The sequence below is a fragment of the Comamonas sp. NyZ500 genome, assembly GCF_016772095.1.
In the GTDB taxonomy this organism is placed as follows: domain Bacteria; phylum Pseudomonadota; class Gammaproteobacteria; order Burkholderiales; family Burkholderiaceae_C; genus Comamonas; species Comamonas thiooxydans.
In genome coordinates this window covers 50673-73292 of the sequence record NZ_JAEIJE010000005.1, presented here as the reverse complement: position 1 = coordinate 73292, position 22620 = coordinate 50673, and the positions used below count along the sequence as shown (strand labels likewise).

The 22620-nt window shown below is 62.4% G+C and carries 22 protein-coding genes; 9 read left to right on the top strand and 13 right to left on the bottom strand.

Features of this window, described 5'->3' with window-relative positions; genetic code table 11:
* Window positions 1–24 precede the first annotated feature (24 nt).
* Entirely contained in the window at window positions 25–774 is a 750-nt protein-coding gene (locus JAO85_RS10030; RefSeq protein WP_202788003.1) for an enoyl-CoA hydratase/isomerase family protein, read from the bottom strand.
* A 149-nt stretch (window positions 775–923) separates the two neighbouring features.
* On the opposite strand from JAO85_RS10030, the gene minC reads away from it, so the two are divergent.
* Genes minC through minE form a run of 3 tightly spaced genes read left to right on the top strand, consistent with a single transcriptional unit; the run spans window position 924 to window position 2801 of the window.
* On the top strand, window positions 924–1658 hold the full coding sequence (gene minC, locus JAO85_RS10025) for a septum site-determining protein MinC (RefSeq protein WP_034351247.1): 735 nt from the start codon (window positions 924–926) through the stop codon (window positions 1656–1658).
* Between the two features lie 58 nt (window positions 1659–1716).
* On the top strand, window positions 1717–2529 hold the full coding sequence (minD, locus tag JAO85_RS10020; protein ID WP_003069672.1) for a septum site-determining protein MinD: 813 nt from the start codon (window positions 1717–1719) through the stop codon (window positions 2527–2529).
* A 5-nt stretch (window positions 2530–2534) separates the two neighbouring features.
* A complete protein-coding gene (gene minE, locus JAO85_RS10015; protein ID WP_003071985.1) occupies window positions 2535–2801 on the top strand; it encodes a cell division topological specificity factor MinE in 267 nt (88 codons plus the stop codon).
* A 124-nt stretch (window positions 2802–2925) separates the two neighbouring features.
* Here the strand turns inward: minE and gorA are convergent, their stop codons facing one another.
* The 6 genes from gorA to JAO85_RS09985 form a co-directional block, all read right to left on the bottom strand.
* Window positions 2926–4290, bottom strand: coding sequence for a glutathione-disulfide reductase (gorA, locus tag JAO85_RS10010; protein WP_202788002.1), 1365 nt, complete (start codon window positions 4288–4290; stop codon window positions 2926–2928).
* A gap of 129 nt (window positions 4291–4419) precedes the next feature.
* A complete protein-coding gene (locus JAO85_RS10005) occupies window positions 4420–5331 on the bottom strand; it encodes a TauD/TfdA family dioxygenase (protein WP_202788001.1) in 912 nt (303 codons plus the stop codon).
* 131 nt (window positions 5332–5462) lie between these two features.
* Window positions 5463–5987 carry a flavin reductase family protein gene (locus JAO85_RS10000; protein WP_087866126.1) on the bottom strand — a complete coding sequence of 175 codons (525 nt, stop codon included), beginning with the start codon at window positions 5985–5987 and terminating at the stop codon, window positions 5463–5465.
* 197 nt (window positions 5988–6184) lie between these two features.
* Window positions 6185–6826 (bottom strand): PolC-type DNA polymerase III, encoded by a 642-nt coding sequence (locus JAO85_RS09995; protein ID WP_039049338.1) that lies wholly within the window; start codon window positions 6824–6826, stop codon window positions 6185–6187.
* Window positions 6827–6852: 26 nt separating this feature from the next.
* A complete protein-coding gene (hpaR, locus tag JAO85_RS09990) occupies window positions 6853–7344 on the bottom strand; it encodes a homoprotocatechuate degradation operon regulator HpaR (protein ID WP_087866127.1) in 492 nt (163 codons plus the stop codon).
* A 113-nt stretch (window positions 7345–7457) separates the two neighbouring features.
* A complete protein-coding gene (locus JAO85_RS09985; protein WP_202788000.1) occupies window positions 7458–8834 on the bottom strand; it encodes a D-amino acid dehydrogenase in 1377 nt (458 codons plus the stop codon).
* A gap of 42 nt (window positions 8835–8876) precedes the next feature.
* On the opposite strand from JAO85_RS09985, the gene JAO85_RS09980 reads away from it, so the two are divergent.
* Complete coding sequence (locus JAO85_RS09980; protein ID WP_202787999.1) at window positions 8877–9791, top strand: LysR family transcriptional regulator ArgP; 915 nt, start codon at window positions 8877–8879, stop codon at window positions 9789–9791.
* A 161-nt stretch (window positions 9792–9952) separates the two neighbouring features.
* Here the strand turns inward: JAO85_RS09980 and JAO85_RS09975 are convergent, their stop codons facing one another.
* From JAO85_RS09975 to JAO85_RS09965, 3 genes are read right to left on the bottom strand one after another with little or no spacing between them, the layout of a single operon-like run.
* Window positions 9953–10375 (bottom strand): universal stress protein, encoded by a 423-nt coding sequence (locus JAO85_RS09975; protein ID WP_003065214.1) that lies wholly within the window; start codon window positions 10373–10375, stop codon window positions 9953–9955.
* A gap of 29 nt (window positions 10376–10404) precedes the next feature.
* Window positions 10405–11283, bottom strand: coding sequence for a metallophosphoesterase (locus tag JAO85_RS09970; protein ID WP_202787998.1), 879 nt, complete (start codon window positions 11281–11283; stop codon window positions 10405–10407).
* Window positions 11284–11296: 13 nt separating this feature from the next.
* Window positions 11297–12277, bottom strand: a complete 981-nt coding sequence (locus JAO85_RS09965; protein ID WP_034351561.1) for a LysR family transcriptional regulator — start codon at window positions 12275–12277, stop codon at window positions 11297–11299.
* 135 nt (window positions 12278–12412) lie between these two features.
* Between JAO85_RS09965 and JAO85_RS09960 the strand changes: the two genes are divergently transcribed.
* Window positions 12413–12841: a hypothetical protein gene (locus JAO85_RS09960; RefSeq protein WP_003065220.1), complete on the top strand. Its 429-nt coding sequence runs from the start codon at window positions 12413–12415 to the stop codon at window positions 12839–12841.
* A gap of 189 nt (window positions 12842–13030) precedes the next feature.
* Here JAO85_RS09960 and JAO85_RS09955 read toward each other — a convergent pair whose 3' ends face one another.
* Window positions 13031–14887, bottom strand: coding sequence for a phosphoenolpyruvate carboxykinase (GTP) (locus JAO85_RS09955; RefSeq protein ID WP_202787997.1), 1857 nt, complete (start codon window positions 14885–14887; stop codon window positions 13031–13033).
* Between the two features lie 321 nt (window positions 14888–15208).
* On the bottom strand, window positions 15209–15346 hold the full coding sequence (locus JAO85_RS09950) for a hypothetical protein (protein ID WP_003059912.1): 138 nt from the start codon (window positions 15344–15346) through the stop codon (window positions 15209–15211).
* A gap of 303 nt (window positions 15347–15649) precedes the next feature.
* On the opposite strand from JAO85_RS09950, the gene JAO85_RS09945 reads away from it, so the two are divergent.
* Entirely contained in the window at window positions 15650–16420 is a 771-nt protein-coding gene (locus JAO85_RS09945) for a slipin family protein (RefSeq protein ID WP_003065227.1), read from the top strand.
* A gap of 22 nt (window positions 16421–16442) precedes the next feature.
* Here JAO85_RS09945 and JAO85_RS09940 read toward each other — a convergent pair whose 3' ends face one another.
* The gene (locus JAO85_RS09940) at window positions 16443–17642 is read right to left on the bottom strand and encodes a threonine ammonia-lyase (protein ID WP_039049439.1); all 1200 of its coding nucleotides are present in this window, start codon (window positions 17640–17642) and stop codon (window positions 16443–16445) included.
* 304 nt (window positions 17643–17946) lie between these two features.
* Between JAO85_RS09940 and boxC the strand changes: the two genes are divergently transcribed.
* The 3 genes from boxC (at window position 17947) to boxA (ending at window position 22482) form a co-directional block, all read left to right on the top strand.
* The gene (gene boxC / locus JAO85_RS09935; RefSeq protein WP_039049335.1) at window positions 17947–19605 is read left to right on the top strand and encodes a 2,3-epoxybenzoyl-CoA dihydrolase; all 1659 of its coding nucleotides are present in this window, start codon (window positions 17947–17949) and stop codon (window positions 19603–19605) included.
* Window positions 19606–19647: 42 nt separating this feature from the next.
* On the top strand, window positions 19648–21072 hold the full coding sequence (boxB, locus tag JAO85_RS09930) for a benzoyl-CoA 2,3-epoxidase subunit BoxB (RefSeq protein WP_039049334.1): 1425 nt from the start codon (window positions 19648–19650) through the stop codon (window positions 21070–21072).
* 108 nt (window positions 21073–21180) lie between these two features.
* Complete coding sequence (gene boxA, locus JAO85_RS09925) at window positions 21181–22482, top strand: benzoyl-CoA 2,3-epoxidase subunit BoxA (protein WP_039049333.1); 1302 nt, start codon at window positions 21181–21183, stop codon at window positions 22480–22482.
* Window positions 22483–22620 lie beyond the last annotated feature (138 nt).

Here is a 22620-nt window from a genome sequence, read left to right as displayed (position 1 = left end):
AGGATTACCGTCCCTTCTTGGGGATCAGTGCCCCTGAAAGCGGGCAGCTCTCTTTTCGCGCCAGGCCGCGCCGCCTTCCTTCAGATCGGCCGAGGCGATGGTGGCCTGCACGGCAGCATCGATGCCGGCCTTGTCATGCACGCCGCGGGCAATGGCGTTGAGATGTTTCTTCATCCCCAGCAAGGCCAGCGGCGCCATGCCGGCCAAGGTGGTCTGCAGCTGCATCACGCGCTCGCCGATATCGGTGCCGTCCACCAGATCGGTCAGAAAGCCGCAGTCCTTCATGGCCTGGGCCTGCAGCTTCTCGCAGCTCAGGAACAGGCGCTTGGCCGTATCCACGCCCAGGCGGGTCACATAGCGCTCCAGGCCCGAGAGGTAGAAATGCAGGCCCAGCCGCGCGGCGGGCATGAACATCTGGCTGTTGGCCCCGCCCACGCGGAAGTCGCAGGCCAGTGCCATATCGGTGGCGCCGCCGAACACGCCGCCCTGAATCGCGGCAATGGTGACGGGACGGCAGTTCTCGATGGCATCCACCATCTCGCCGAAGGAGCTGCCCTCGTTCTGGCTGTTGGCGATCTCGCCAATGTCATAACCGCTGCAGAAATGCTTGCCCACCGCCTGCAGCGTCAGCACCAGCACCGCGGGGCTGGCGTTGACCTCGTCGATCTGACGACGCAGCACGATCAGGTCTTCGGGCAGCAGTTTGTTGGCAACTTCGGGACGGCGCAAGGTGATGCTGGCACAGGCGCCCTGGATCAAAAGCTCTGGAGACATGACTGTATTTTCATCCAGACCTGCACAGACACAGGCCTCTGAGGTGCATCAAGTGTTGCAGTGCAAACACTCGGTGACCATATCTTTTGCCGGTAGGCAGGTACACTTTGTCGTCCTCATAGAGCACCTGATGTGCGCTGATCCCATCCATGTCTGTTGAATCGACCGGCGCCGAGCGCCCCAGCTTTGACCTCAAGAGCGCACAACTGCCGGTGCTTTCCGTGGTACTTCGCAGCACCGACATGCAGGCGCTGGCCCAGGATCTGGCCCGCCGTCTTGCCGACGACCCGGACTTCTTCGACAACGACCCTGTGCTGATCGACCTCAGCCAGGTGCGCGAAGCAGAGGAAGAAATCGACTTCCCGGCCCTGATCGAGGCCCTGCGCAACCACCGCACAGTGCCCGTTGCCGTGCGCAGCGGCAGCGAGGCCCAGATGGAAGCAGCCAAGGCCCTTGGTCTGAGCGCAGCCCCCGATGCCATGCCGACGCGCCGCACCGAGCCGGAAATCCACGAAATCATTCGCGAAGTGGAGGTCGAGGTGCCTGCTCCGCTGGCCGATGCCGTCATCGTGGACCGGCCGCTGCGCTCGGGCCAGCGCGTCTATGCCAAAGGCACCGACATTGTGGTTCTGGACATGGTCAGCTATGGTGCCGAGGTGATTGCCGACGGCAACGTCCATGTCTATGCGCCGCTGCGCGGCCGCGCCGTGGCCGGGGCCAGCGGCAACACCAGCGCAAGAATTTTTAGCACTTGCATGGAGGCGCAACTGCTTTCCATCGCAGGTATCTACCGCACAATTGAAACCGATCTCCCCAAGGACGTCGCCGGCAAAGCTGCCAAGGTGCGCCTGGAGGGAGAAAGAATCGTTATCGAGCCGGTATGAGAGACACACCGGACACCCTATCAACCTGCCCCATTTGTCTTAAAGGAATCGTGCAAACATGGCCAAAATCGTCGTCGTGACCTCTGGCAAAGGCGGTGTCGGCAAGACCACCACCAGCGCCAGCTTCGCATCCGGCCTCGCACTGCGCGGCCACAAGACCGCAGTGATTGACTTCGATGTGGGTCTGCGCAATCTCGATCTGATCATGGGCTGCGAACGCCGCGTGGTCTATGACCTCATCAATGTCATCCAGGGCGAAGCCAATCTGAACCAGGCCCTGATCAAGGACAAGCAGTGCGAAAACCTGTTCGTGCTGGCCGCTTCGCAGACCCGAGACAAGGAAGCCCTCACGCAGGAAGGCGTGAAGAAGGTGCTGGACGATCTGTCCGCCATGGACTTCGAGTTCATCATCTGCGACTCGCCCGCCGGCATTGAAAGCGGCGCACTGATGGCCATGCACTATGCCGAAGAGGCCCTGGTGGTGACCAACCCCGAAGTCTCGTCGGTGCGTGACTCGGACCGTATCTTGGGCATGCTCAGCTCCAAGACGGAGCGTGCGGTCAAGGGCGAGCGCATCAAGGAGCATCTGCTGATCACGCGCTACAACCCCAATCGTGTGGAAGACGGCCAGATGCTGTCGCTGGAGGATATCCAGGACATTCTGCGCATCGAGCTGATCGGCGTGATCCCCGAATCCGAAACCGTGCTCCAGGCCTCCAACCAGGGCATTCCTGCCGTGCACATGCAAGGCACGGATGTGGCAGAGGCCTATCAGGACGTGGTGGCCCGATTCCTGGGCGAAGAAAAACCCATGCGCTTTACCGAAGCCGTCAAACCCGGTTTCTTCAAGCGCATGTTTGGCGGGAGGTAAGCCTGATGTCCATGTTGTCGTTTCTGCTCGGAGAGAAGAAGAAGTCCGCCTCGGTCGCCAAGGAGCGACTGCAGATCATTCTCGCGCGCGAGCGCGTGGGCGGCGAAAGTGGCAAGCCCGACTATCTGCCTGCCCTGCAAAAAGAGCTGATGGCCGTGATTTCCAAGTATGTGGACATCAACCCCAATGACATCAAGGTACAGCTGGAGCGCCAGGAAAACCTTGAGGTTCTGGAAGTCAAGATCGAGCTGCCGGACGCCGCGCGCGGCTGATACCAACTCATCTATCCATAGCGCTAGCGCTTGATGGACAAGGAAATGGGCCTGAAAAGGCCCATTTTTCATTGCGATGCCGCCGCGCGGCCCTGCACCCTGCGAAAGCGCGGGGTGTCATTCCTCATTCGCGCACCGGCTCGCGCATTGTCACCAGCTCCTCGGCCACGGTCGGGTGTATGCCTATGGTCGCATCGAACTGCTGCTTGGTCGCGCCGCATTGCAGCGCCACGGCAAAGCCCTGCATCAGTTCGCCCGCGCCCTCTCCCACCATATGCACGCCGCGCACGCGCTGGTCGGCCTTGGAGACGATGAGCTTGAGGAAGACGTTCTCGGGCTCGGCCCCCATGCGATTGGTCAGCGGCCTGAAGCCGGACTGGAAAACCTGCACTGCGCCGAAGCGCTCGCGCGCCACCTCCTCCGACAGGCCTACGGTGCCCACCTGCGGATGGGAAAACACCGCCGTCGGCACCAGCTCGTAGTCGGGAGCGCTCTTGCCGCCCTGGCCGAACAGATGATGGGCGAGCACCGTCCCCTCAGCCAGCGCCACGGGTGTCAGAGCCATGCGATCGACCACATCGCCCACGGCATGGATGGAGGGCACGTTGCTGCAGAAATGTTGATCCACCTCGATGGCGCCCTTGTCGTTGACCTTGACACCCGCTGCCTCCAGCCCCAGGCCTTCGATCAGGGGCACACGACCCGTGGCATACATCACGCAGTCCACGACCAGCTGCTCGCCGCTCTTGAGCTGCAGGTGCAGGCCGTCCGCCTGCTTGTCGATGGCCTGTATTTCTTCGCCCCAGCGAAAGTTCACACCCAGCTGAGCCATCTCCTGGCCCAGATGCAGACCCAGGTCTGCATCAAAGCCGCGCAGCAACTGCTGGCGGCGGTGCAGCAGAGTCGTCTCGGCGCCCAGACCGTTGAAGATGGAGGCGAACTCCACAGCGATATAGCCTCCGCCCACGACCACCACCCGCCTGGGCAGATGCGGCAGATGGAAGGCCTCGTCAGAGCTGATGGCATGCTCCACGCCAGGAATATCGGGCAGGCTGGGTGTTCCGCCCGTTGCAATCAGGATATGGCGGGCATGGATGGTCTGGCCGTTCACCAGCACGCTATGCGGCCCCGAGAGCGCCGCACGGCCATGGATAAGGCTAATGCCTGCGCCGGCCAGCATGCGGCCGTAGACACCGTTCAGGCGCTCGATTTCGCGGTCCTTGTTGGCAATCAGCGTGGGCCAGTCGAAGCGCGGCTGCTCCAGCTGCCAGCCAAAGCCCCGGGCCTCCTCGGCCAGCTGGCTGAAGTGCGCGGCATGGCTGAGCAGCTTCTTGGGGATGCAGCCCACGTTGACGCAGGTACCGCCCAATTGGGCAGCCTCCACCACAGCCACACGGGCCCCCAGGCCGGCAGCCACACGGCTGGCGCGCACGCCGCCCGAGCCACCGCCTATGACCAGAAAATCGTAATCAAAGTCTTGTTGCTGCATGTCCTGTCTCGCTGTTTGGGAGGTTCAAAGCAGATGCTTACTGCTTTGAACTCTACAAGACAAGACTGCCGCAGGTGGTTTAACGCAGCGTTAAACCACCTGCACGACCCAGTTTGATTGGCGGGCGGCTCAGAACGGTTTGTCGCCCACGACCGTGGCGCGATGCATGCGGCGCACGGCCGGGAAGTAGTCCTGAATCGCGTAATGCTGGGTAGAGCGGTTGTCCCACATGGCGATGGTGTTGGGCTCCCAGTGCAGACGCATCTGGTATTCCAGAATCGCAGGCTGGCGCAGCAGATAGTTCATCAGATCCTGTTGCTGGGCATGAATTTCGTTGGCCGAGCGGAAGCTGTCGAAGTTCGAGCTGAAGTTGGCGAAATGCGTGACGAAGGTCTCGTTGACGTAGAGAATCTTTTGGCCGCTTTCGGGGTGGGTGCGCACCACCGGGTGCACCACGGGCGGGTATTTGCCACGCGCCTGGGCCTGCTCTGCGGGCGTCATGCGCGCACCGAACGAGGGCAGGATGTCATGCACGGCATACAGGCCGGCGATCTGCTGCTTGCGCGTCTCGGGCAGCTGCTCGTAGGCCTGCTCCATATTGATCCAGACCGTGTCGCCGCCGACCTCGGGGCATTCCACGCAGCGCAGCACCGAAGCCATGGAAGGCGTCTCGCGCCAGGAGACATCGGTGTGATAGACGTTCTCGGTGCCAGGGATCTTGCTGTTGCCGCCCAGCAGCACCAGTTCGGCATGGTCGGGGTGATGGGGAAATACCGGATGCAGCTCCAGCTCGCCGAAGCGGCGCGCAAACGCCACATGCTGGGCAGGCGTGATGTTCTGCTCGCGAAACACCAGCACCTTGTGCGCCACCAGCGCCTGGCGCAGCTCGCGCGCCTGCTCCTCGCTCATGGGCTGGCGCAGGTCTATGCCCGAAACCTCCACGCCGATGGCGGGTGAGATGCGCCTGAGCTCGATACCCGTCCTGCTTGCCGCGGCCACCTTGAGCTGGGTATGGGCCGACCTGTCTTCGCAATCGATCATGATGTGTCTCCAAAGCGTTGCAACCACTGTCCTCGGGCCTGACGCGGCAGGCCTGGGGGCAATCTAGGGCGGGCCTTGGAGATCGGTATCGTTCAAGCCGACTAGGTAGGGTTCCCAGTCGGCAGCCGGCCTTACCTGACGAAGCCGTGGGCGTGCATATGGCCCGAGTGGTAGAGCAGCGGCGCGCGGTCGGCATGGTGCTCGCAGCGTTCCACCTCGCCGATGAAGAGCAGATGGTCGCCTTCCTCATGCTGGCGCAGATTGCGACACTCGAAGACCGCGCAGCAGCCCTCGAGCAGCGGCACGCCATGCTCGGAGTCATGGTGCTGCGTATGGCTGAAACGGTCCGCGCCCTTGCGTGCAAACAGCTCGGCCAGCGGCTTTTGCGAAGCCGCCAGCACATGAATCGCGTAATGCGTGCTGTGGCGGAACACGGGCAGTGAGTTGGCCTTCAGACCCAGGCTCCAGAGCACCAGCGAGGGCGCCAGCGACAGTGCGTTGAAGGAGCTGACCGTGGAGCCCACCGCATGGCCCTCTGCACTGCGCGCCGTGATGATGGTCACGCCGGTGGCAAATTGCCCCAGCGCATCGCGAAATTCGCGCTGCGAGAAAGGCAAGGCCGAACGCAAGACGGAGGTAGGCAAGGCGGAGTTCACGAAATTCAGAGCTCAGGTCAGCGACCACAACGGTGCGCCACGGTTCAAGATCAGCAGATCCAAAGAGCATCTGCAGGACTTGATCAATTATCAACTTGAACCTTGCCGGTCACAATCCGTAAGGGCTTAAGGTCAGAATCATCAATTTTGATAGCTTATCGCGCAGTAATGCAAAGGCCTGCAGGCCTAAACCTTCATCAATCCTGGGTCTGAGCTGCCAGCAGCCCTTGACCGGCCTGCTGCGCCAGCCAGCCGCCGACCTTGGCTTTGCTGCAGCGTTGCAGCTGCATCAGCAGCTCGTGCTCGGGCCAGGGCAAGGCATGGCGCTCGCACAAATCCTGCTGCATGCGGGCCAGCAGGGCTGCCGCCATCTCGGCATCGGCCAGCGCCCGGTGGGCGCGGCCCGTGGAAGGCAGGTGCAGGTAGCGCGCCAGATTGCCCAGGCTGTGACTGGGCGCCTGCGGGTAGATGCGGCGCGACAGCAGCACGGTGCAGGCAAACAGCTGGGGGGCGGCTTCGCCCGCCAGCGCCAGCTCGGCCTGCCAGAACTTGCTGTCGAACGATGCGTTGTGGGCCACCATGGGCGCAGCGCCCACAAAGCGGGCCGCATCGCGCATCACCTCGGCGGCGGGCGGCGCCGTGCGCAGCATGGCATTGGTGATGCCGGTGAGTTCGGTGATGAAGGGCGAGACCCAGGCCCCGGTCTGCATCAGGCTCTGGAAACGGTCCACCACACGGCCCTGCTCCAGCAGCACGATGGCCACCTCGGTGGCCCTGGCACCCTGGGCGGGCGTCATGCCCGTGGTTTCAAAGTCGATGACGGCAATCGCAGCACTCATCACTGCATTGTGCCGTGGCCGACGCCTCAGTCCTGGCCCAGCTCGTCTTCGCCGGGCAGACCCAGGCTTTGCACCACATGCTCGAGGATGCGGAACAGTTGCTCGCTCTCGGCGCTGCCCAGTTGCTCCTCGATCTCGGAGTAGATGGTTTCGAAATGCGGCACGATCTGGGCCACCATCTCCTGGCCTGCTGGCGTGAGGGCGAACTCGGAGCCCCGCAGATCGGCTACATGGCGACCGCGCTTGATGAGCAGACGTCCTTCCAGCGTCTTGAGCAGGCGCGAGAGGCTGGGCATGCTGATGAAGGTCAGCTGCGACAGCTCCATGGGACGCAGGCGCTTGTCGGCCACCCACATGATGCGCAGCACGCGCCATTGCTGCTCGGTCAGGCCGTGTGCACGCAGCGAGGGACGAAAGCGCACCATGACCGCCTCGCGGGCCTTGAGCAAAGCCATGGGCAATGAGCGCGCGAAGGAACGTGAGGTTTCAAGGGCAGGAGTGATGTCGTGCTGGATCATGGCATGGACGAGTTGCTGGCGTGATTGTATGTAAGAGCCCCACGCAGCGATACCGTCAATCCGGGCAAAAGAGTCAGCCAGCCCGTACTCGTCCTGCAGTCCTATGCCCTGTCTCAGGCCGACGCAATCCGCGCGCCGCGTGCGACCTCGGGTGCCGGCTCATCCCAGAACCGGAAATCCAGCGCCGGGCGCTCGCCGCTCATCAGCGCCGCCATGGCCTTGCCCGAGCCTGCTCCATGCGTCCAGCCCAGGGTGCCATGCCCGGCATTGACCCAGATGCCTGCAGCCTGGGTTGCACCGATGCAGGGAATATTGCTGGGCGTGGCGGGCCGCAGACCGCACCAGAACTGCGGATCGCCGCCCTGCTCGGGCAGGCGCGTGTCGCAGACGCCGGGCATCAGCTCCTCCACGCGCCTGACCAGCATCTCGCAGCGTGCCCTGGCCGTGGGCGTGTCCAGACTCAGATCGAAGCCACCCAGCTCTATGGTGCCGGCCACGCGCAGGCGGTTGCCCAAACGGCTCATGGCGACCTTGCGGCTGTCGTCGATGGTGGAGACCATGGGGGCTTTTTCAGGCCGCAGCAGCGGCAAGGTGGCGCTATAGCCCTTGCCCGGATAGATAGGCACATGCACGCCCAGAGGCCTGAGCAGCAGCGGCGTGTAGGAGCCGCAGGCGACCACCACGGCATCCGCACTCAGCATGCGTGGGGCGCCATCGCTACCGTCGCGAATCTGCACCTGGGCAGGCTTGCCCCGACGCGCCGGCTGCAGACTCAGGATGTCGTGGCCGTAGAGGAATTGCACACCGGCCTGGGCACAGAGACCGGCCAGCTTTTCGGTGAACAGACGCGCATCACCGGACTCATCGGTGGCGGTGAAGGTGCCGCCCGCAATCTGCGCCGCATAGGGCGTGAATGCTGGCTCGATGGCCAGCAGCTCGTCGCGGCTGACCAGACGACGCTGCACGCCGTATTGCCGCATCAGCTCCACGCCTTCGGCGGCCTCGGCAAACGCCTGCGGGCTGCTGTAGAAATGGGCAATGCCGCGCTCCAGCCGCTCGAACTCGATACCGGTCTTCTGGACCATGTCCTTGAGCGCCACATGACTGTAGGCGCCCAGCGCCACGATCTGCTGCACATTGCGCGCAAAGGCACGGTCGTTGCACTGGGCCAGGAACTGCAGGCACCAGCGCCATTGCGCGCTGTCGGCCTGGGGCCGCAGCAGCAGAGGAGCCTCTTTGTCGAACATCCATTTGAGCGCCTTCAAGGGCGCCTGGCGATTCGCCCAGGGCTCGCAGTAACTGACCGATATCTGGCCGCCATTGGCATAGCTGGTCTCCAGGGCCGGACCGCTCTGGCGGTCCACCACGGTGACTTGGTGACCGCGCTCGCGCAGATGCCAGGCGGTGCTGATGCCGATGATGCCGGCGCCCAGGACGATGATGTTCATGCGGCCAGTGTCTGCACTCTTGCGGCCAAACAAAAGCAGCATTAAATTTTCAGCAGTTTCATCAGAAATGCTAATGAAGTTGCCATGAGCTCCTGGGACCCTGTTGCACTGGAATGCCTGGCCGCCATCGTGGAAGAAGGCGGCTTCGAGCGCGCGGCGCAAAAGCTGCACATCACCCAGTCGGCCGTGTCCCAGCGCCTGCGTGCACTGGAGGCACAGGTGGGCTCGGTACTGGTGGAGCGCACGCGTCCCGTCAAGCCCACCAGCGCCGGGCGGCTGCTGCTCAAGCATGCCAAGCAGTTGCGCCTGCTGCGCGCCGATCTCGCTCATGAGTTGCAGGAGCTGGCACCGCAAACCGGGCAGAGTCTGGCCGGAGAAATCGTCTCCATCGCCATCAATGCCGACAGCATTGCCACCTGGGCCATGACGGCTCTGGACGAGCTGGTGAAGAGCGGCCTGCCGCTGGAGGTGGTGGTCGACGATCAGGACTTCACGCAGGAGCTGCTGCGCTCGGGCCAGGTCATGGGCTGCGTCACCACGCTGAGTCAGGCCCTGCGCGGCTGCACGGTGCAGCCTCTGGGCGCCATGCGCTACGTGGCCGTGGCCTCGCGCGAGTTTGCGCAGCAAAGACTGCCCCAGGGGCTGACGCGCAAGAACTTCAACCAGCTGCCCTATCTGTCCTTCAACCGCAAGGACGATATGCAGGCCGAATTTGTGGCGCGTTGCCTGGGTCTGCGCAATGTGTCGCTGCAGCATCAGATTCTGCTGCCCAGCTGCGAAGCTCAGGTGCGCGCCGTGCGTGCCGGATGGGGCGTGGGCGTGCTGCCGCAACTGCTGGTGCAGCCCGCGCTGGATGCCGGTGAGCTGATCGACGTGGCAACAGGCCATGCGCTGTCCATCGCGCTGTTCTGGCATTGCTGGAATCTGGAGTCACGCGTGCTGGCCCGTGTCAGCCAGGCCTTGCTGGGCAAGGCCCGCCAAGTGCTGCAAGCAGTTTGATGCAGACAAGAAAAAAGGCCGTGCTTTGCAGCGCGGCCTTGAGAGCTTGATGTCAAACGGAGGTACTTTGGTTTTTGTAGCTGTGGACGCTCATCTATACTTGATTTGACGCTGTTTTATGCCTGATGTGTATGCAGATCAAGCGCAAGCAGCTATGAAAATCAGCGAATCAGCAGCACGGGGATGGTGCAGCCCGCCAGCACCTGAGAGCTGACCGAGCCCATGACCAGACGGCCCAGCGCGCCATGGCCGTGCGTGCCCATGGCGATCAGGTCGAACTTGCCGTCCTGGGCGGCATGGATGATGGTGTCGGCAATGGGGCCGACCTTGGCGATGCTTTGCGCCTCGACGCCACGCCCCTTCAGGAACTCCAGCACGGGCTGCAGGATCTTGGCGGATTCTTCGTCGTAGTACTGCTCCACCACTTCCTTGCCCAGCGCAGCGCGTGCACGAGGCGGCAGCAGCGGCTGCACGGTGATGATGGTGTACTCATGGCCCGTGCCCAGCATCTCCTGATGCGAGGTCAGATAGGCCAGCATTTTCTGGGTATAGGCACTGCCGTCCACGGCGAGCAAGATCTTCATACCAATTTCTCCTTGTTGATGTCTCAAGCCTAAGGGCTGGGGACAGTCAGCATCTTGACTTGGCTCAAGTCAATTGTCGATGCCGGCAGAAAGTCATCCTGCTCTCCCTTGCGGGCATAGCCCAGGGGATTGGCCACCACACGGCATTGCCATTCGCTGCCGTCGTCGCGCTGGCCGCACGCGATGTAGTCGCTGGCGCAATGCAGATGGCCGTGCAGCCAGAGCTGGGCATGGGGCAGAAAGTCGTCCATCACATTGCAGAAACCGGCCGTACCAGGTACCAGGCCGTAGCGCGGATCGGCACTGCGCAGGCTGGGCGCAAAGTGGGTCACGGCCACCGTGGGTCCGTCAAAAGGCTGCTGCAGCGCGGCGCGCAGCCAGTCCTGGCAGAGCAGGCTTTCCTCGCGCATGGGCGCGGCCAGAAACGGCTCGCCCTGGCGCCTGCCGCCGGTCTTTTGCAGATAGAAATTGGCGGCGCGAAAGGCCTTCTCGCGCAGCTTGTGCAAGCGCGTGGCATCGCTCACGCCTTCATGCATGGCCATGGCGTCGAAGTCGCTCCACAGCGTGGTGCCGATGAAGCGCACCCCGTCCATGACCACGGTTTCACGATCGAGCCAGATCAGGCCCAGCCTGTCGCACACACGCTGCAGGCGCAGCCTTGCCTCGTCGAAGTCCTGCATGTCGTATTCGTGATTGCCGGGCACGAACAGCACGGGTGTGGGCCAGTTGGCGTATTGCGGCAGCGGCGAGAAACGCTCCAGCCCGAAGTTTTCGCCGTCGACCTGGGTGCTGCTCTGGTAGGAGCCGATGTCGCCGGCCAGCACCAGCACATCGGCGCCCGCGGCAGGCTGGGCCACGAATTGGGGGTGGACTTCGAGGTGCAGGTCGGACAGCAGCTGGATCTTCATGTGGCTAGTTTAGTCAACCATGGTGAGTGACCTGGGCCGAACCGTTGGCAAAGGTGATCTCGGCCGAGCGCGTCAGCGTTTTCAGCAGCCAGTCATAGGCCTGCGGGTGCGGGCCGCGCCGACGCCACAGTGCATCCACATGCACGGGCGTGACATCGAAGGGCAGATCGCGCAGCTCCAGCTGGTCGCTCATGCCGGTCACGGGCACAAAATGGCGCGGCAAGATGGTCAGCAGATCGGAGTTGAGCACCACGCGCGCCGCAGTGAAGAACTGGTTGACGGTGAGCACCACTTCACGCGAACGCCCCAGCGAGGCCAGGGCCTCGTCGATGAAGCCGAAGGAGCGGCCCGAAAAGCTGACCAGCATATGGCGTGCCGCGCAATAGTTGTCCAGCGTCAGCGGAACATGCGCCAGCGGATGGCCTTTGCGCATCACGCACAGGTACTCGCCCTCATACAGACGGCGGCTGTCAAACGCCACTAGACCGCCAGCCTGGGCACGCGCCGTCAGATCGGCCAGTACGGCGGGGAAATAGCCCACGGCCATATCGGCCTCGCCATCATCGAGCAAGGGCCTTGGATCGCGCGTGGTCAGCGGCAGCAGGCGTATGCCCAGGCCCGGTGCCTCGCGCGCCAGAATCGGGTACAGCGGCGGAATCAGCGTGGCAGCCGTGGCATCGGCCATGGCGATCACGAACGTGGTGGCGGCCGTCTCGGGATCGAACTCATCGGGTGCGAGTGCACCCTCCAGATGCTGCAAGGCCTCGCGTATCACCGGCCACAGGGCCTGGGCACGCGGCGTGGGCTCCACACCCTGTCCCTGGCGCACCAGCAGCTCGTCGCCCAGGACCTCACGCAGCCGGCGCATGGCATTGCTGACCGCCGGCTGGGTGATGCTGAGCTTGTGCGCCGCACGCGTGAGACTGCGCTCGGACATGACCTCGTCGAAGACGCGCAGCAGATTGAGATCCAGAGAACGAAAGTTCAAAGACATGGCATCGCCCAATACATCACTGCTGTGAATGCTACAGATTCAAAATATAAATTTGAACACACCTAGGGTAATCCCTATAGTTACACCTATTCCCCGGGCAATTCGCCAAAAGCGTGGGTCAAAGGGTTAACTGCCATGAGCAACTTTATTTACAACTCCTACTGTGTCGAGCACCCTGGTGTGGTGCGTATCTATCAAGCCAGCGATGAACGCATGGCCGCCATTGCCGCCGAGCACGAGGCACAATCCCAGTCCAGGTCGTACTGGATGGTGCTGGCTGTAGTGCTGGCCGCCCTGGCCGCCGGCGTCTTCCAGGCCACCGAAACCTGGAGCGACGGTCATATGATGGCTGCCTGGATGGTTCTGTGGGCCATGGCTTTTGCCAGCATTGCCCTCTTCTCCACTCCCGCACGCCGTGCCATCAATCTGGTGCGCACCGGCTACCGCGCCTGGGTCAAGAGCCGCCAGCAAGCTGCTGCCGATGAACGCGTCTGGAACGCCGCGCTGCAAGATGCCCGCCTGATGGCCGATCTGGCCCGTGCCATGGATCGCCAGAGCCGCTGAGCGCTCAGACCGCTTCTCGAAAAAAGCCGCTGCCCACAAGGCCGCGGCTTTTTTCATGCCCTCTCGGCGCATCATGAAATAAGCGTCTACCCTTTGTCCGGCAAGCGCCAACAGCTATCAAAACAACGGCTCAAAAAGAAAAAGCCCTGCGGCCAACGGCCTGCAGGGCTTTTTTATTCCGTCAAGGGCTTAGGCGGACAGGCGCTCTTCGAGCTTGGCTTTGGTATCCAGCATGGCCTTGGGCAGGTTGTAGGCCAGCTTGTCGAAATGCTCGCCGTGCAGCTTCATTTCCTCGGCCCAGGCCGCCTTGTCGATATTGGTCACGCTGTCGAACTGGGCAGCGTCGAAGTCCAGACCAGTCCAGTTGATTTCGGCGTACTGGGGAGCAATGCCGAAGGCGGTTTCCTGGCCTTGGACCTGGCCTTCCAGACGGTCGATCATCCACTTCAGAACGCGCATGTTTTCACCGTAGCCGGGCCAGACGAACTTGCCTTCGGCATTCTTGCGGAACCAGTTGGTGGTGAAGATCTTGGGCAGGGTTGCGCCCTGGCCTTCGATCTTGGCGCCCAGATCCAGCCAGTGCTGGAAATAGTCGCTCATGTTGTAGCCGGCAAAAGGCAGCATGGCGAAGGGGTCGCGGCGCACCACGCCTTGCGCGCCAAAGGCGGCGGCCGTGGTCTCGGAGCCCATGGTCGCAGCCATGTACACGCCCTCGGTCCAGTCACGGGCTTCGGTCACCAGAGGCACGGTGGTCGAGCGGCGGCCGCCGAAGATCATGGCATCGATCTTCACGCCGGCGGGATCGTCCCAGGCTTCGTCCAGCGCAGGGTTGTTGGTTGCAGCCACGGTGAAGCGGGCATTGGGGTGGGCGGCCTTGGCGCCGGTTTCCTTGGCGATCTGGGGCGTCCAGTCCTTGCCTTGCCAGTCGATCAGGTGATCGGGCAGCTTGCCCTGGTCCTTTTCCATGCCTTCCCACCACACGTCGCCGTCATCGGTCAGGGCCACATTGGTGAAGATCACGTTCTTGTCCAGGCTCAACATGCAGTTCGGGTTGGTCAGCATATTGGTGCCGGGAGCCACACCGAAGTAACCGGCTTCGGGGTTGATGGCGCGCAGCGAGCCGTCGGCCTGGGGCTTGATCCAGGCGATGTCGTCACCGATGGTCGTGACTTTCCAGCCGTCGAAGGCCTTGGGCGGCACCAGCATGGAGAAATTGGTCTTGCCGCAGGCCGAGGGGAAGGCCGCAGCCACGTGGTACTTCTTGCCTTCGGGGTTGGTAACGCCCAGGATCAGCATGTGCTCAGCCAGCCAGCCCTGGTCACGGCCCATGGTGGAGGCGATACGCAGCGCAAAGCACTTCTTGCCCAGCAGCGCATTGCCGCCGTAGCCCGAGCCGTAAGACCAGATCTCGCGGGTTTCGGGATAGTGAACGATGTACTTGGTCTTGCTGCAAGGCCAGGTGGTCTCGTCCTTCTGACCTGCGGCCAGAGGTGCGCCGATGGTGTGCACGCAGGGCACGAACTCGCCGCTGGTGCCGATCACGTCATACACGGCCTTGCCCATGCGGGTCATGATCTTCATGTTGACGGCCACATAGGGGCTGTCGGACAGCTCGATACCCACGTGGGCGATGGGCGAACCCAGCGGGCCCATGGAGAAAGGCACCACGTACATGGTGCGGCCAGCCATGCAGCCGTCGAACAGCGGGTTCAGCGTGGCGCGCATTTCCGCAGGTTCCATCCAGTTGTTGGTGGGGCCTGCGTCTTCCTTCTTGGCGGAGCAGATATAGGTGCGGTCTTCCACGCGAGCCACGTCCGAAGGATCGGTCCAGGCCAGGAAGGAGCCAGGGCGCTTGGCCAGGGGCTTGAAGGTGCCGGCATCCACCAGTTGCTGGCACAGCGCGTCATATTCGGCTTGCGAGCCGTCGCACCAATGGATCTGGGCAGGCTTGCACAGCGCGGCCATTTCGGCGACCCAGGCAATGAGCTTGGGGTTCTTGACGTAGTCGGGAGCCTGGATGTTCAGGCTTTGCACAGCGGCGTTCATGGGGGAAGTCCTTCAATTAAAAAACCAGTTTTTCAAAGAAGCATCCTCGGCTGCGTCTTTGAAAAAAGGCTTTTGAAGGTGTCTCGCTTGCTTTCCCTAGCGCTTGTTGGCGCCTGAAATCCGTCTGAAATAGTCAAAACAACCTTGTTTTGAATAGCAGCGGGAGATCGATTTTAGGTAGGGGCCTTGAATTTGTCAGCAAATCACCGGCAATATCTATGCATTTTGCGCATCAATATATGCATGCCGCATTCATTCATAACCTGCACAGACGTAAAAAAACCCCGCGTCGCGGGGTTGGGCTCGAGAAGGTTGGAATGCCTAGGCCATGTTCACGGCAATAAAGGCCAGCAGGAACATCATCACGGCGCCAGCGGCGGGAATGATGATGGGAATATAGGGCACAACGGCTTCGGCCGCGTCCTGTGCCTCGTGGTTCACTGCGGAATCATCTGACATGTGATCAATGCTCCTCCTGAAAGCAGGCGGTGAAACAAGCAAGCTCTGCGGCCATTCTAGGCACAGCCCTGGCGACATGGCTCAGGGAAAGCCATAGCCACCTTTTGCGCTCAGACCCGCATCCCATGTCCGCCAATGGCGAACAGCACTTCTTCGATGTCGACCATGCGCAGGCAAGTTCACACTCGGAGTGCAACAGCATATGCTGGGCTTGCGGACGACCCGGCGCCGATTGCGAAATCGATGTGCACCGTCCAACGTCAGATCGCAGCGCCGAAGTCCCTCGCTGAAAGGATGGCTTCTATGGTTAGCGCTTCTTTCCTGTTCTGGCTGATCCTGCTGATGCTGGTGATTGGCCTGGGGACGGCGTCGATCCGGATTTTTCGCGAGTATGAGCGCGGCGTGGTCTTCACGCTGGGGCGCTTCTGGAAGGTCAAGGGGCCGGGACTGATCTTCATCATTCCCGCCATCCAGCAGGTGGTACGGGTCGATCTGCGCACCGTGGTCCTGGAGGTCCCCGCGCAGGATGTGATCTCGCGCGACAACGTCTCGGTCAAGGTCAATGCCGTGATCTATCTGCGCGTGGTGGATGCGGAAAAGGCGGTGATCCAGGTGGTCAATTATCTGGAGGCCACCAGTCAGCTCGCGCAAACCATGCTGCGCTCCGTATTGGGCAAGCATCAGCTCGACGAAATGCTGGCAGAGCGCGAATCGCTGAACCTGGACATCCAGCAGGCGCTGGATGCGCAAACCGACACCTGGGGCATCAAGGTCTCGAACGTGGAGATCAAGCAGGTCGATCTGACCGAATCCATGATCCGGGCGATCGCACGTCAGGCCGAGGCCGAACGCGAACGCCGCGCCAAGGTGATTCACGCCGAAGGCGAATTGCAGGCTTCGGAAAAACTGTCTCAGGCAGCGAAAGTTCTGGCGCAGGAGCCTCAGGCCATCTTGCTGCGCTACCTGGAGACGCTGACCGTGATCGGCGCGGACAGAAACACCACGGTGGTGTTCCCCTTGCCCATGGACCTGGTGACCCCGCTGATCAAGAAAATCACGCCTCTGCAGGCCTGAGCAAGGCCTGCAGGCTCAAGCCTCACACCAGGGCCGCCTCCATGCCTGCGCGGCGCAGTTGCTCCAGCACCTCGCTCACATGGGCGTGGCCGCGTGTCTGCAGCACGAACTCGATCTCCACATTCTGCGCGGCCAGCATGGTGAAGGCACGCTGGTGATGGACTTCCTCGATATTCGCGCCGGCTCCGGCCACCGTGGCTGTGATCTGGGCCAGCACGCCGGGTACGTCGCGCGCGCTGACACGCACACGCGCCAGACGACCGGAGCGCACCATGCCGCGCTCGATGATGGCAGCCAGCAGCATGGGGTCGATATTGCCGCCCGACAGCACCAGACCTATTTTCCGGCCCTTGAAGCGAGCGGGATAGCGCAGCAAGGCCGCCAGGCCCGCCGCCCCTGCGCCTTCGACCAAGGTTTTCTCGATCTCCAGCAGCATGAGCACGGCCTGCTCTATATCTCCTTCGTCCACCAGCAACAAATCGTCCACGCAGCGCTGCACCACCTCCTGGGTGATGATGCCTGGCTGGGTCACCGCAATGCCCTCGGCGATCGTCGAAGTCCCCATGGGAAGATCTGTGTGCCGCAGCGCATTGACCATGGAGGGAAAGCGCTGCGTCTGCACGCCCACGATCTCCATCTCGGGCTTGATGGCCTTGGCTGCCGTGGCAATGCCCGCAATCAGACCGCCGCCGCCAATGGCAATGACCAGCGCATCCAGATCTGGCTGTGCCTGCAGGATTTCCAGCGCCAGCGTGCCCTGGCCCGCAGCTATCGCTTCATCGTCATAGGGATGGACAAAGGTCAGCTGCTGCTCCTGCGCCAGCTGGTAGGCATGGGCTCGCGCCTCGGCCAATGTGTCGCCATGCAGCACCACCTCGGCGCCGAAGCCGCGTGTGCGCTCCACCTTCACACCGGGAGTGAAGCGCGGCATGACGATGACGGCACGCAGACCCAGACGTTGCGCGTGATAGGCCACGCCCTGGGCATGGTTGCCCGCACTCATGGCGACCACGCCGCGTGCGCGCTCGGCATCGCTGAGCATGAGCAGCTTGTTCAGCGCGCCACGCTCCTTGAAGGATGCAGTGAACTGCAGGTTCTCGAACTTGAGATAGACCTGCGCCCCCGTGATCTGCGAGAGCGTGCGTGATTCCACAAAAGGGGTTTGAAGGACGGCGCCATTCAGGCGCGCAGCGGCGGCTTGGATATCTGCAAAGGTCAGCATGGTGGATCCATTTTGCAAGCAGCTCATCACCCCGCGCCAGTGCTGGGTTTGCGAATCAAAGCCATCCGGATCATTTGCTCAGTAATTGCTAGCTACTCGCCCTTTCCTAGCAAGGGAATAGCCGCCAAAACACTTCAAATCCGGCGCCGTTCTGCGAACTGTGAGCACCTAAGGATTTCCCTTGGTTTCAGCGAAACATGCAACATAGTGCCTAAATCAACGTGCTTTTTTTCGATGAATCTGCATAATTGTGCCAACACCGAGTCAGTAACTGCACTATCTTTCATCTCAGCAGGAGCCGAGCATGCAGCAGCAAACCAACGTCGATTACCGCACAGAGCCCAGCCAGTACCAGCACTGGTCGTTTGAAGTGAATGGCAATATCGCCCGGCTCAAGCTGGACATCGCCGAGGACGCAGGCATACGCCCCGGCTACAAGCTCAAGCTCAACAGCTATGACCTGGGCGTGGATGTGGAGCTGCACGACGCCCTCAACCGCATCCGTTTTGAGCACCCGCAGGTGCGCTCCGTGATCGTGACCAGCGGCAAGGAACGCATCTTCTGCTCAGGTGCGAATATCTTCATGCTCGGTGTCTCGTCCCACGCCTGGAAGGTGAACTTCTGCAAGTTCACCAACGAGACACGCAACGGCATGGAGGACAGCTCCAGACACGATGGGCTCAAGTTCGTCGCCGCTGTCAACGGTGCCTGCGCAGGCGGCGGCTACGAGCTGGCTCTGGCCTGCGATGACATCGTGCTGATCGACGACCGCTCTTCTTCCGTGTCACTGCCCGAGGTTCCGCTGCTGGGCGTGCTGCCCGGCACGGGCGGGCTGACGCGCGTGACCGACAAGCGCCATGTGCGTCACGACCTGGCCGACATCTTCTGCACCAGCGTGGAAGGCGTGCGCGGCCAGCGCGCCGTGGACTGGCGGCTGGTGGACGCGATTGCCAAGCCCGCACAATTTGCCGAAGTGGTGCAACAACGTGCCACGGCCCTGGGCGAGAGCAGCCCGCGCCCGGCTTCCGCCAAAGGCATACAGCTCGCCAGGCTGCAGCGCGAGCAAAGCCCGGACGGCCTGCACTATCGCCACGTCAGCGTGCAGATCGATCGCAGCAAGCGCAGCGCCACCATCACGGTCAAGGCCCCCAAGGGTGAACAGCCCGGCAGCCTTGAAGCCATTGAAAACGCAGGTGCTGCCTGGTGGCCGCTGGCCATGGGCCGCGAGCTCGACGACGCCATACTGCATCTGCGCACCAACGAGCTCGATGTGGGCACCTGGATTCTCAAGACCGAGGGCGATGCGCGCGCCGTGCTGGCGGCGGACCAGTCTTTGATTGCGCACAAGGATCACTGGCTGGTGCAGCAAACCACAGGCCTGCTGCGCCGTACCTTTGCACGCCTCGATGTGTCATCGCGCTCGCTGTTCGCCTTGATCGAGCCCGGCTCCTGCTTTGTCGGCATGCTGGCCGAGCTGGTCTTCTGCGCCGACCGCGCCTACATGCTGGTGCTGCCCGACGAGCCCGAGCGCGAGCCCGTCATCGAGCTCGATGCCTTCAACTTCGGCCTGCTGCCGCTGGTCAACGATCAAAGCCGTCTGCAGCGTCGCTTCTATGAGGAGTCCGGGCCTCTGGAAGCCGCTCGCGCAGCGGTGGGCAAGCCGCTCAACGGCGATGCCGCGCAACAGCTTGGACTGGTCACCGCCGCGCTTGACGATATCGACTGGGAAGACGAGATCCGCATCGCCATGGAAGAGCGCGCCGCCATGTCGCCCGATGCGCTCACGGGTCTGGAAGCGAACCTGCGTTTTTCCAGCCAGGAAAACATGGTCACGCGCATCTTCGGGCGTCTGTCGGCCTGGCAAAACTGGATCTTCAACCGCCCCAACGCGGTGGGCGAAAAAGGGGCGCTGAAGCTCTACGGCACCGGACAGAAAGCCGGCTTCGATTTCAACAGGGTATGAGCCAACGGCCCTGAATCGGCAAAACATCACAGGAGACACCCCATGAGCAGCATCGACTACAGCCAGAAGATTCCCAACAACGTGGACCTCAGCGGCGACCGCACGTTGCAGCGTGCCCTGGAGAGCTGGCAGCCTAATTTCATCCGCTGGTGGGACGACGTGGGCCCCGAAGGATCGACCAACTACGATGTCTATCTGCGCACCGCGGTGAGCGTGGATCCGCAGGGCTGGGCGCAGTTCGGCTACGTCAAGATGCGTGACTATCGCTGGGGCATCTTCCTGAACCCGGCCGATCAGGAACGCAGCATTCACTTTGGCGATCACAAGGGCGAGAAAGCCTGGCAGGACGTGCCCGGCGAGCACCGCGCCAACCTGCGTCGCATCATCGTCACGCAAGGCGATACCGAGCCCGCATCGGTGGAGCAGCAGCGCCACCTGGGCCTGACCGCACCGTCCATGTACGACCTGCGCAATCTGTTCCAGGTCAATGTGGAAGAAGGTCGCCACCTTTGGGCTATGGTCTACCTGCTGCACAAGCATTTCGGACGTGACGGACGCGAGGAAGCCGAGGCACTGCTGGAGCGCCAGAGCGGCGATGAAAACAACCCTCGCATTCTGGGCGCCTTCAACGAAAAAACGCCGGACTGGCTGGCGTTCTTCATGTTCACCTACTTCACCGACAGAGACGGAAAATTCCAGCTCGCAGCGCTGGCCGAATCCGCGTTCGACCCGCTGGCGCGCACCACCAAATTCATGCTGACCGAAGAGGCCCACCACATGTTTGTCGGCGAGTCCGGCGTCTCTCGCGTGCTGGCCCGAACCTGCCAGGTCATGAACGAACTCAAGACCGACGATGTGAACAAGCTGCGCAGCGCGGGCGTCATCGATCTGCCCACGATTCAGCGTTATCTGAACTTCCACTACAGCGTGACCATCGACCTGTTTGGTGCCGACCAGTCGAGCAATGCCGCCACCTTCTACAGCTCGGGCCTCAAGGGCCGTTACGAAGAGGGAAAGCGCGAGGACGACCACAGACTGCACGACCAGAACTACAAGGTGCTGGAGGTCGTGGACGGCAAGTTGCAGGAGAAGGAAGTGCCCATGCTCAACGCCTTGAACGAGGTGCTGCGCGACGACTACATCAAGGACAGCAATGCCGGTGTGGGCCGCTGGAACAAGGTGATGGAAAAGGCCGGAATCGACTTCCGCCTGACGGTGCCGCACAAGGCCTTCAACCGGCAGATCGGCGCGCTGGCAGGCGTGCGCATCAGCCCCGACGGCCGTCCCGTGAGCGAGCAGGAATGGTTGGCCAGGAAGAACGAGTGGCTGGCCAGCGACGACGACCGCAGCTTTGTCGCATCGCTGATGAAGCCATGCCTGGAGCCCGGCAAGTTCGCCGGCTGGATTGCCCCGCCGGTCATGGGTATCAATCGCCAGCCCGTGGACTTCGAGTATGTGAAATTTTGATCCCCCCTGAGCGGCTGAGCCGCTTCCCCCAAGGGGGACGACATCCTCGCGGCGGGGCGGCCCTTGCTCGATGTCACTGAGTTGGGTTGCCACGGTTTGGAGAAAGAAATGAGCACCATCACGCTGATTGAAAACGGCATCCTGAAGCAGCACCTGATCGACCCGGAAATCTGCATTCGCTGCAATACCTGCGAGGCGACCTGCCCCGTGGACGCCATCACGCATGACGACAACAACTATGTGGTCATGGCGGACAAGTGCAACGGCTGCATGGACTGCATCTCGCCCTGCCCGACCGGCTCCATCGACAACTGGCGCCTGGTGTCGGCAAGCAAGCCCTACAGCGTGACCGAGCAACTGGGCTGGGAGAGCCTGCCCGAAGAGCTTTCCGCCGATGTGCTGGCCGCCGCGCAGACGGCCGAGAATGCCGGCGATGTGCAGGACCTGAGCCAGGCCCAGGCCGTGATCGCGGCCGCTGCCGGCCTGGCCGAAAGCGGCGCTGCGCAAGTCTTTCGCGCAGCCAGTTATGGCGCCACCACGCCGCCCTGGTCTGCCGCCCATGCCTACACCAATCTGCATGGTCCCAAGGCTGCGGTGACGGCCACGGTGGTGGGCAATCTGAACTGCACGGAAGCCGGCTTCGACAACGAGACCCACCATATCGTGCTGGACTTCGGCGCCATGCCTTTCCCGGTGCTCGAAGGCCAGTCGCTGGGCATTGTCCCGCCCGGTGTGGATGCCGGCGGCAAGCCCCATGTGGCGCGCCAGTACTCGATTGCCAGTGCCCGCAATGGCGAGCGCCCCGGCTACAACAATCTGGCATTGACCGTGAAACGCGTGGTCGAGGATCACCAGGGCCAGCCCGTGCGCGGCGTGGCCAGCAACTATCTCTGCGATCTGCAGGTGGGTGACAAGGTACAGGTCATCGGTCCGTTCGGCAGCAGTTTTCTCATGCCCAATCACCCGCGCTCGCACATCGTGATGATCTGCACCGGCACGGGCAGCGCGCCCATGCGCGCCATGACGGAATGGCGCCGCCGCCTGCGCAAGAGCGGCAAGTTCGACAGCGGGAAACTGCTGCTGTTCTTCGGTGCGCGCACGCCTCAGGAGCTGCCCTATTTCGGCCCTCTGCAAAACCTGCCCAAGGATTTCATCGACATCAACTTCGCCTTCTCTCGCGTGGCCGGCCAGCCCAGGCGCTATGTGCAGGACGCCATGCGCGAGCGCTCGGCCGATCTCATGGAGCTGCTGCGCGACGACAACACGCACATCTATGTCTGCGGTCTCAAAAGCATGGAGGACGGCGTCGTGCTGGCCCTGCGCGACGTGGCCCAGCAAGCAGGCCTGGGCTGGGAGGAACTGGGCGCCAGACTCAAGCGCGAAGGACGTCTGCACCTGGAAACCTATTGAGGCCTCGAGCCCCCGCGAATCCTGTGGACGGAAAACAGGATTCGCCCATCAACGCAGCGGCTGCATGTCATGCCCTTGACAGCGCAGCCCCTGCCAGCGCCCTACAGTGCAACGACCATAACCCACGAAAGACATGGC

Excerpts from the sequence above, each read along its gene's own strand:
- JAO85_RS10030 (WP_202788003.1), bottom strand. The coding sequence starts at position 774 with ATGTCTCCAGAGCTTTTGATCCAGGGCGCCTGTGCCAGCATCACCTTG.
- minC (WP_034351247.1), top strand. The coding sequence starts at position 924 with ATGTCTGTTGAATCGACCGGCGCCGAGCGCCCCAGCTTTGACCTCAAG.
- minD (WP_003069672.1), top strand. The coding sequence starts at position 1,717 with ATGGCCAAAATCGTCGTCGTGACCTCTGGCAAAGGCGGTGTCGGCAAG.
- minE (WP_003071985.1), top strand. The coding sequence starts at position 2,535 with ATGTCCATGTTGTCGTTTCTGCTCGGAGAGAAGAAGAAGTCCGCCTCG.
- gorA (WP_202788002.1), bottom strand. The coding sequence starts at position 4,290 with ATGCAGCAACAAGACTTTGATTACGATTTTCTGGTCATAGGCGGTGGC.
- JAO85_RS10005 (WP_202788001.1), bottom strand. The coding sequence starts at position 5,331 with ATGATCGATTGCGAAGACAGGTCGGCCCATACCCAGCTCAAGGTGGCC.
- JAO85_RS09995 (WP_039049338.1), bottom strand. The coding sequence starts at position 6,826 with ATGAGTGCTGCGATTGCCGTCATCGACTTTGAAACCACGGGCATGACG.
- hpaR (WP_087866127.1), bottom strand. The coding sequence starts at position 7,344 with ATGATCCAGCACGACATCACTCCTGCCCTTGAAACCTCACGTTCCTTC.
- JAO85_RS09985 (WP_202788000.1), bottom strand. The coding sequence starts at position 8,834 with ATGCTGCTTTTGTTTGGCCGCAAGAGTGCAGACACTGGCCGCATGAAC.
- JAO85_RS09980 (WP_202787999.1), top strand. The coding sequence starts at position 8,877 with ATGAGCTCCTGGGACCCTGTTGCACTGGAATGCCTGGCCGCCATCGTG.
- JAO85_RS09975 (WP_003065214.1), bottom strand. The coding sequence starts at position 10,375 with ATGAAGATCTTGCTCGCCGTGGACGGCAGTGCCTATACCCAGAAAATG.
- JAO85_RS09970 (WP_202787998.1), bottom strand. The coding sequence starts at position 11,283 with ATGAAGATCCAGCTGCTGTCCGACCTGCACCTCGAAGTCCACCCCCAA.
- JAO85_RS09965 (WP_034351561.1), bottom strand. The coding sequence starts at position 12,277 with ATGTCTTTGAACTTTCGTTCTCTGGATCTCAATCTGCTGCGCGTCTTC.
- JAO85_RS09960 (WP_003065220.1), top strand. The coding sequence starts at position 12,413 with ATGAGCAACTTTATTTACAACTCCTACTGTGTCGAGCACCCTGGTGTG.
- JAO85_RS09955 (WP_202787997.1), bottom strand. The coding sequence starts at position 14,887 with ATGAACGCCGCTGTGCAAAGCCTGAACATCCAGGCTCCCGACTACGTC.
- JAO85_RS09950 (WP_003059912.1), bottom strand. The coding sequence starts at position 15,346 with ATGTCAGATGATTCCGCAGTGAACCACGAGGCACAGGACGCGGCCGAA.
- JAO85_RS09945 (WP_003065227.1), top strand. The coding sequence starts at position 15,650 with ATGGTTAGCGCTTCTTTCCTGTTCTGGCTGATCCTGCTGATGCTGGTG.
- JAO85_RS09940 (WP_039049439.1), bottom strand. The coding sequence starts at position 17,642 with ATGCTGACCTTTGCAGATATCCAAGCCGCCGCTGCGCGCCTGAATGGC.
- boxC (WP_039049335.1), top strand. The coding sequence starts at position 17,947 with ATGCAGCAGCAAACCAACGTCGATTACCGCACAGAGCCCAGCCAGTAC.
- boxB (WP_039049334.1), top strand. The coding sequence starts at position 19,648 with ATGAGCAGCATCGACTACAGCCAGAAGATTCCCAACAACGTGGACCTC.
- boxA (WP_039049333.1), top strand. The coding sequence starts at position 21,181 with ATGAGCACCATCACGCTGATTGAAAACGGCATCCTGAAGCAGCACCTG.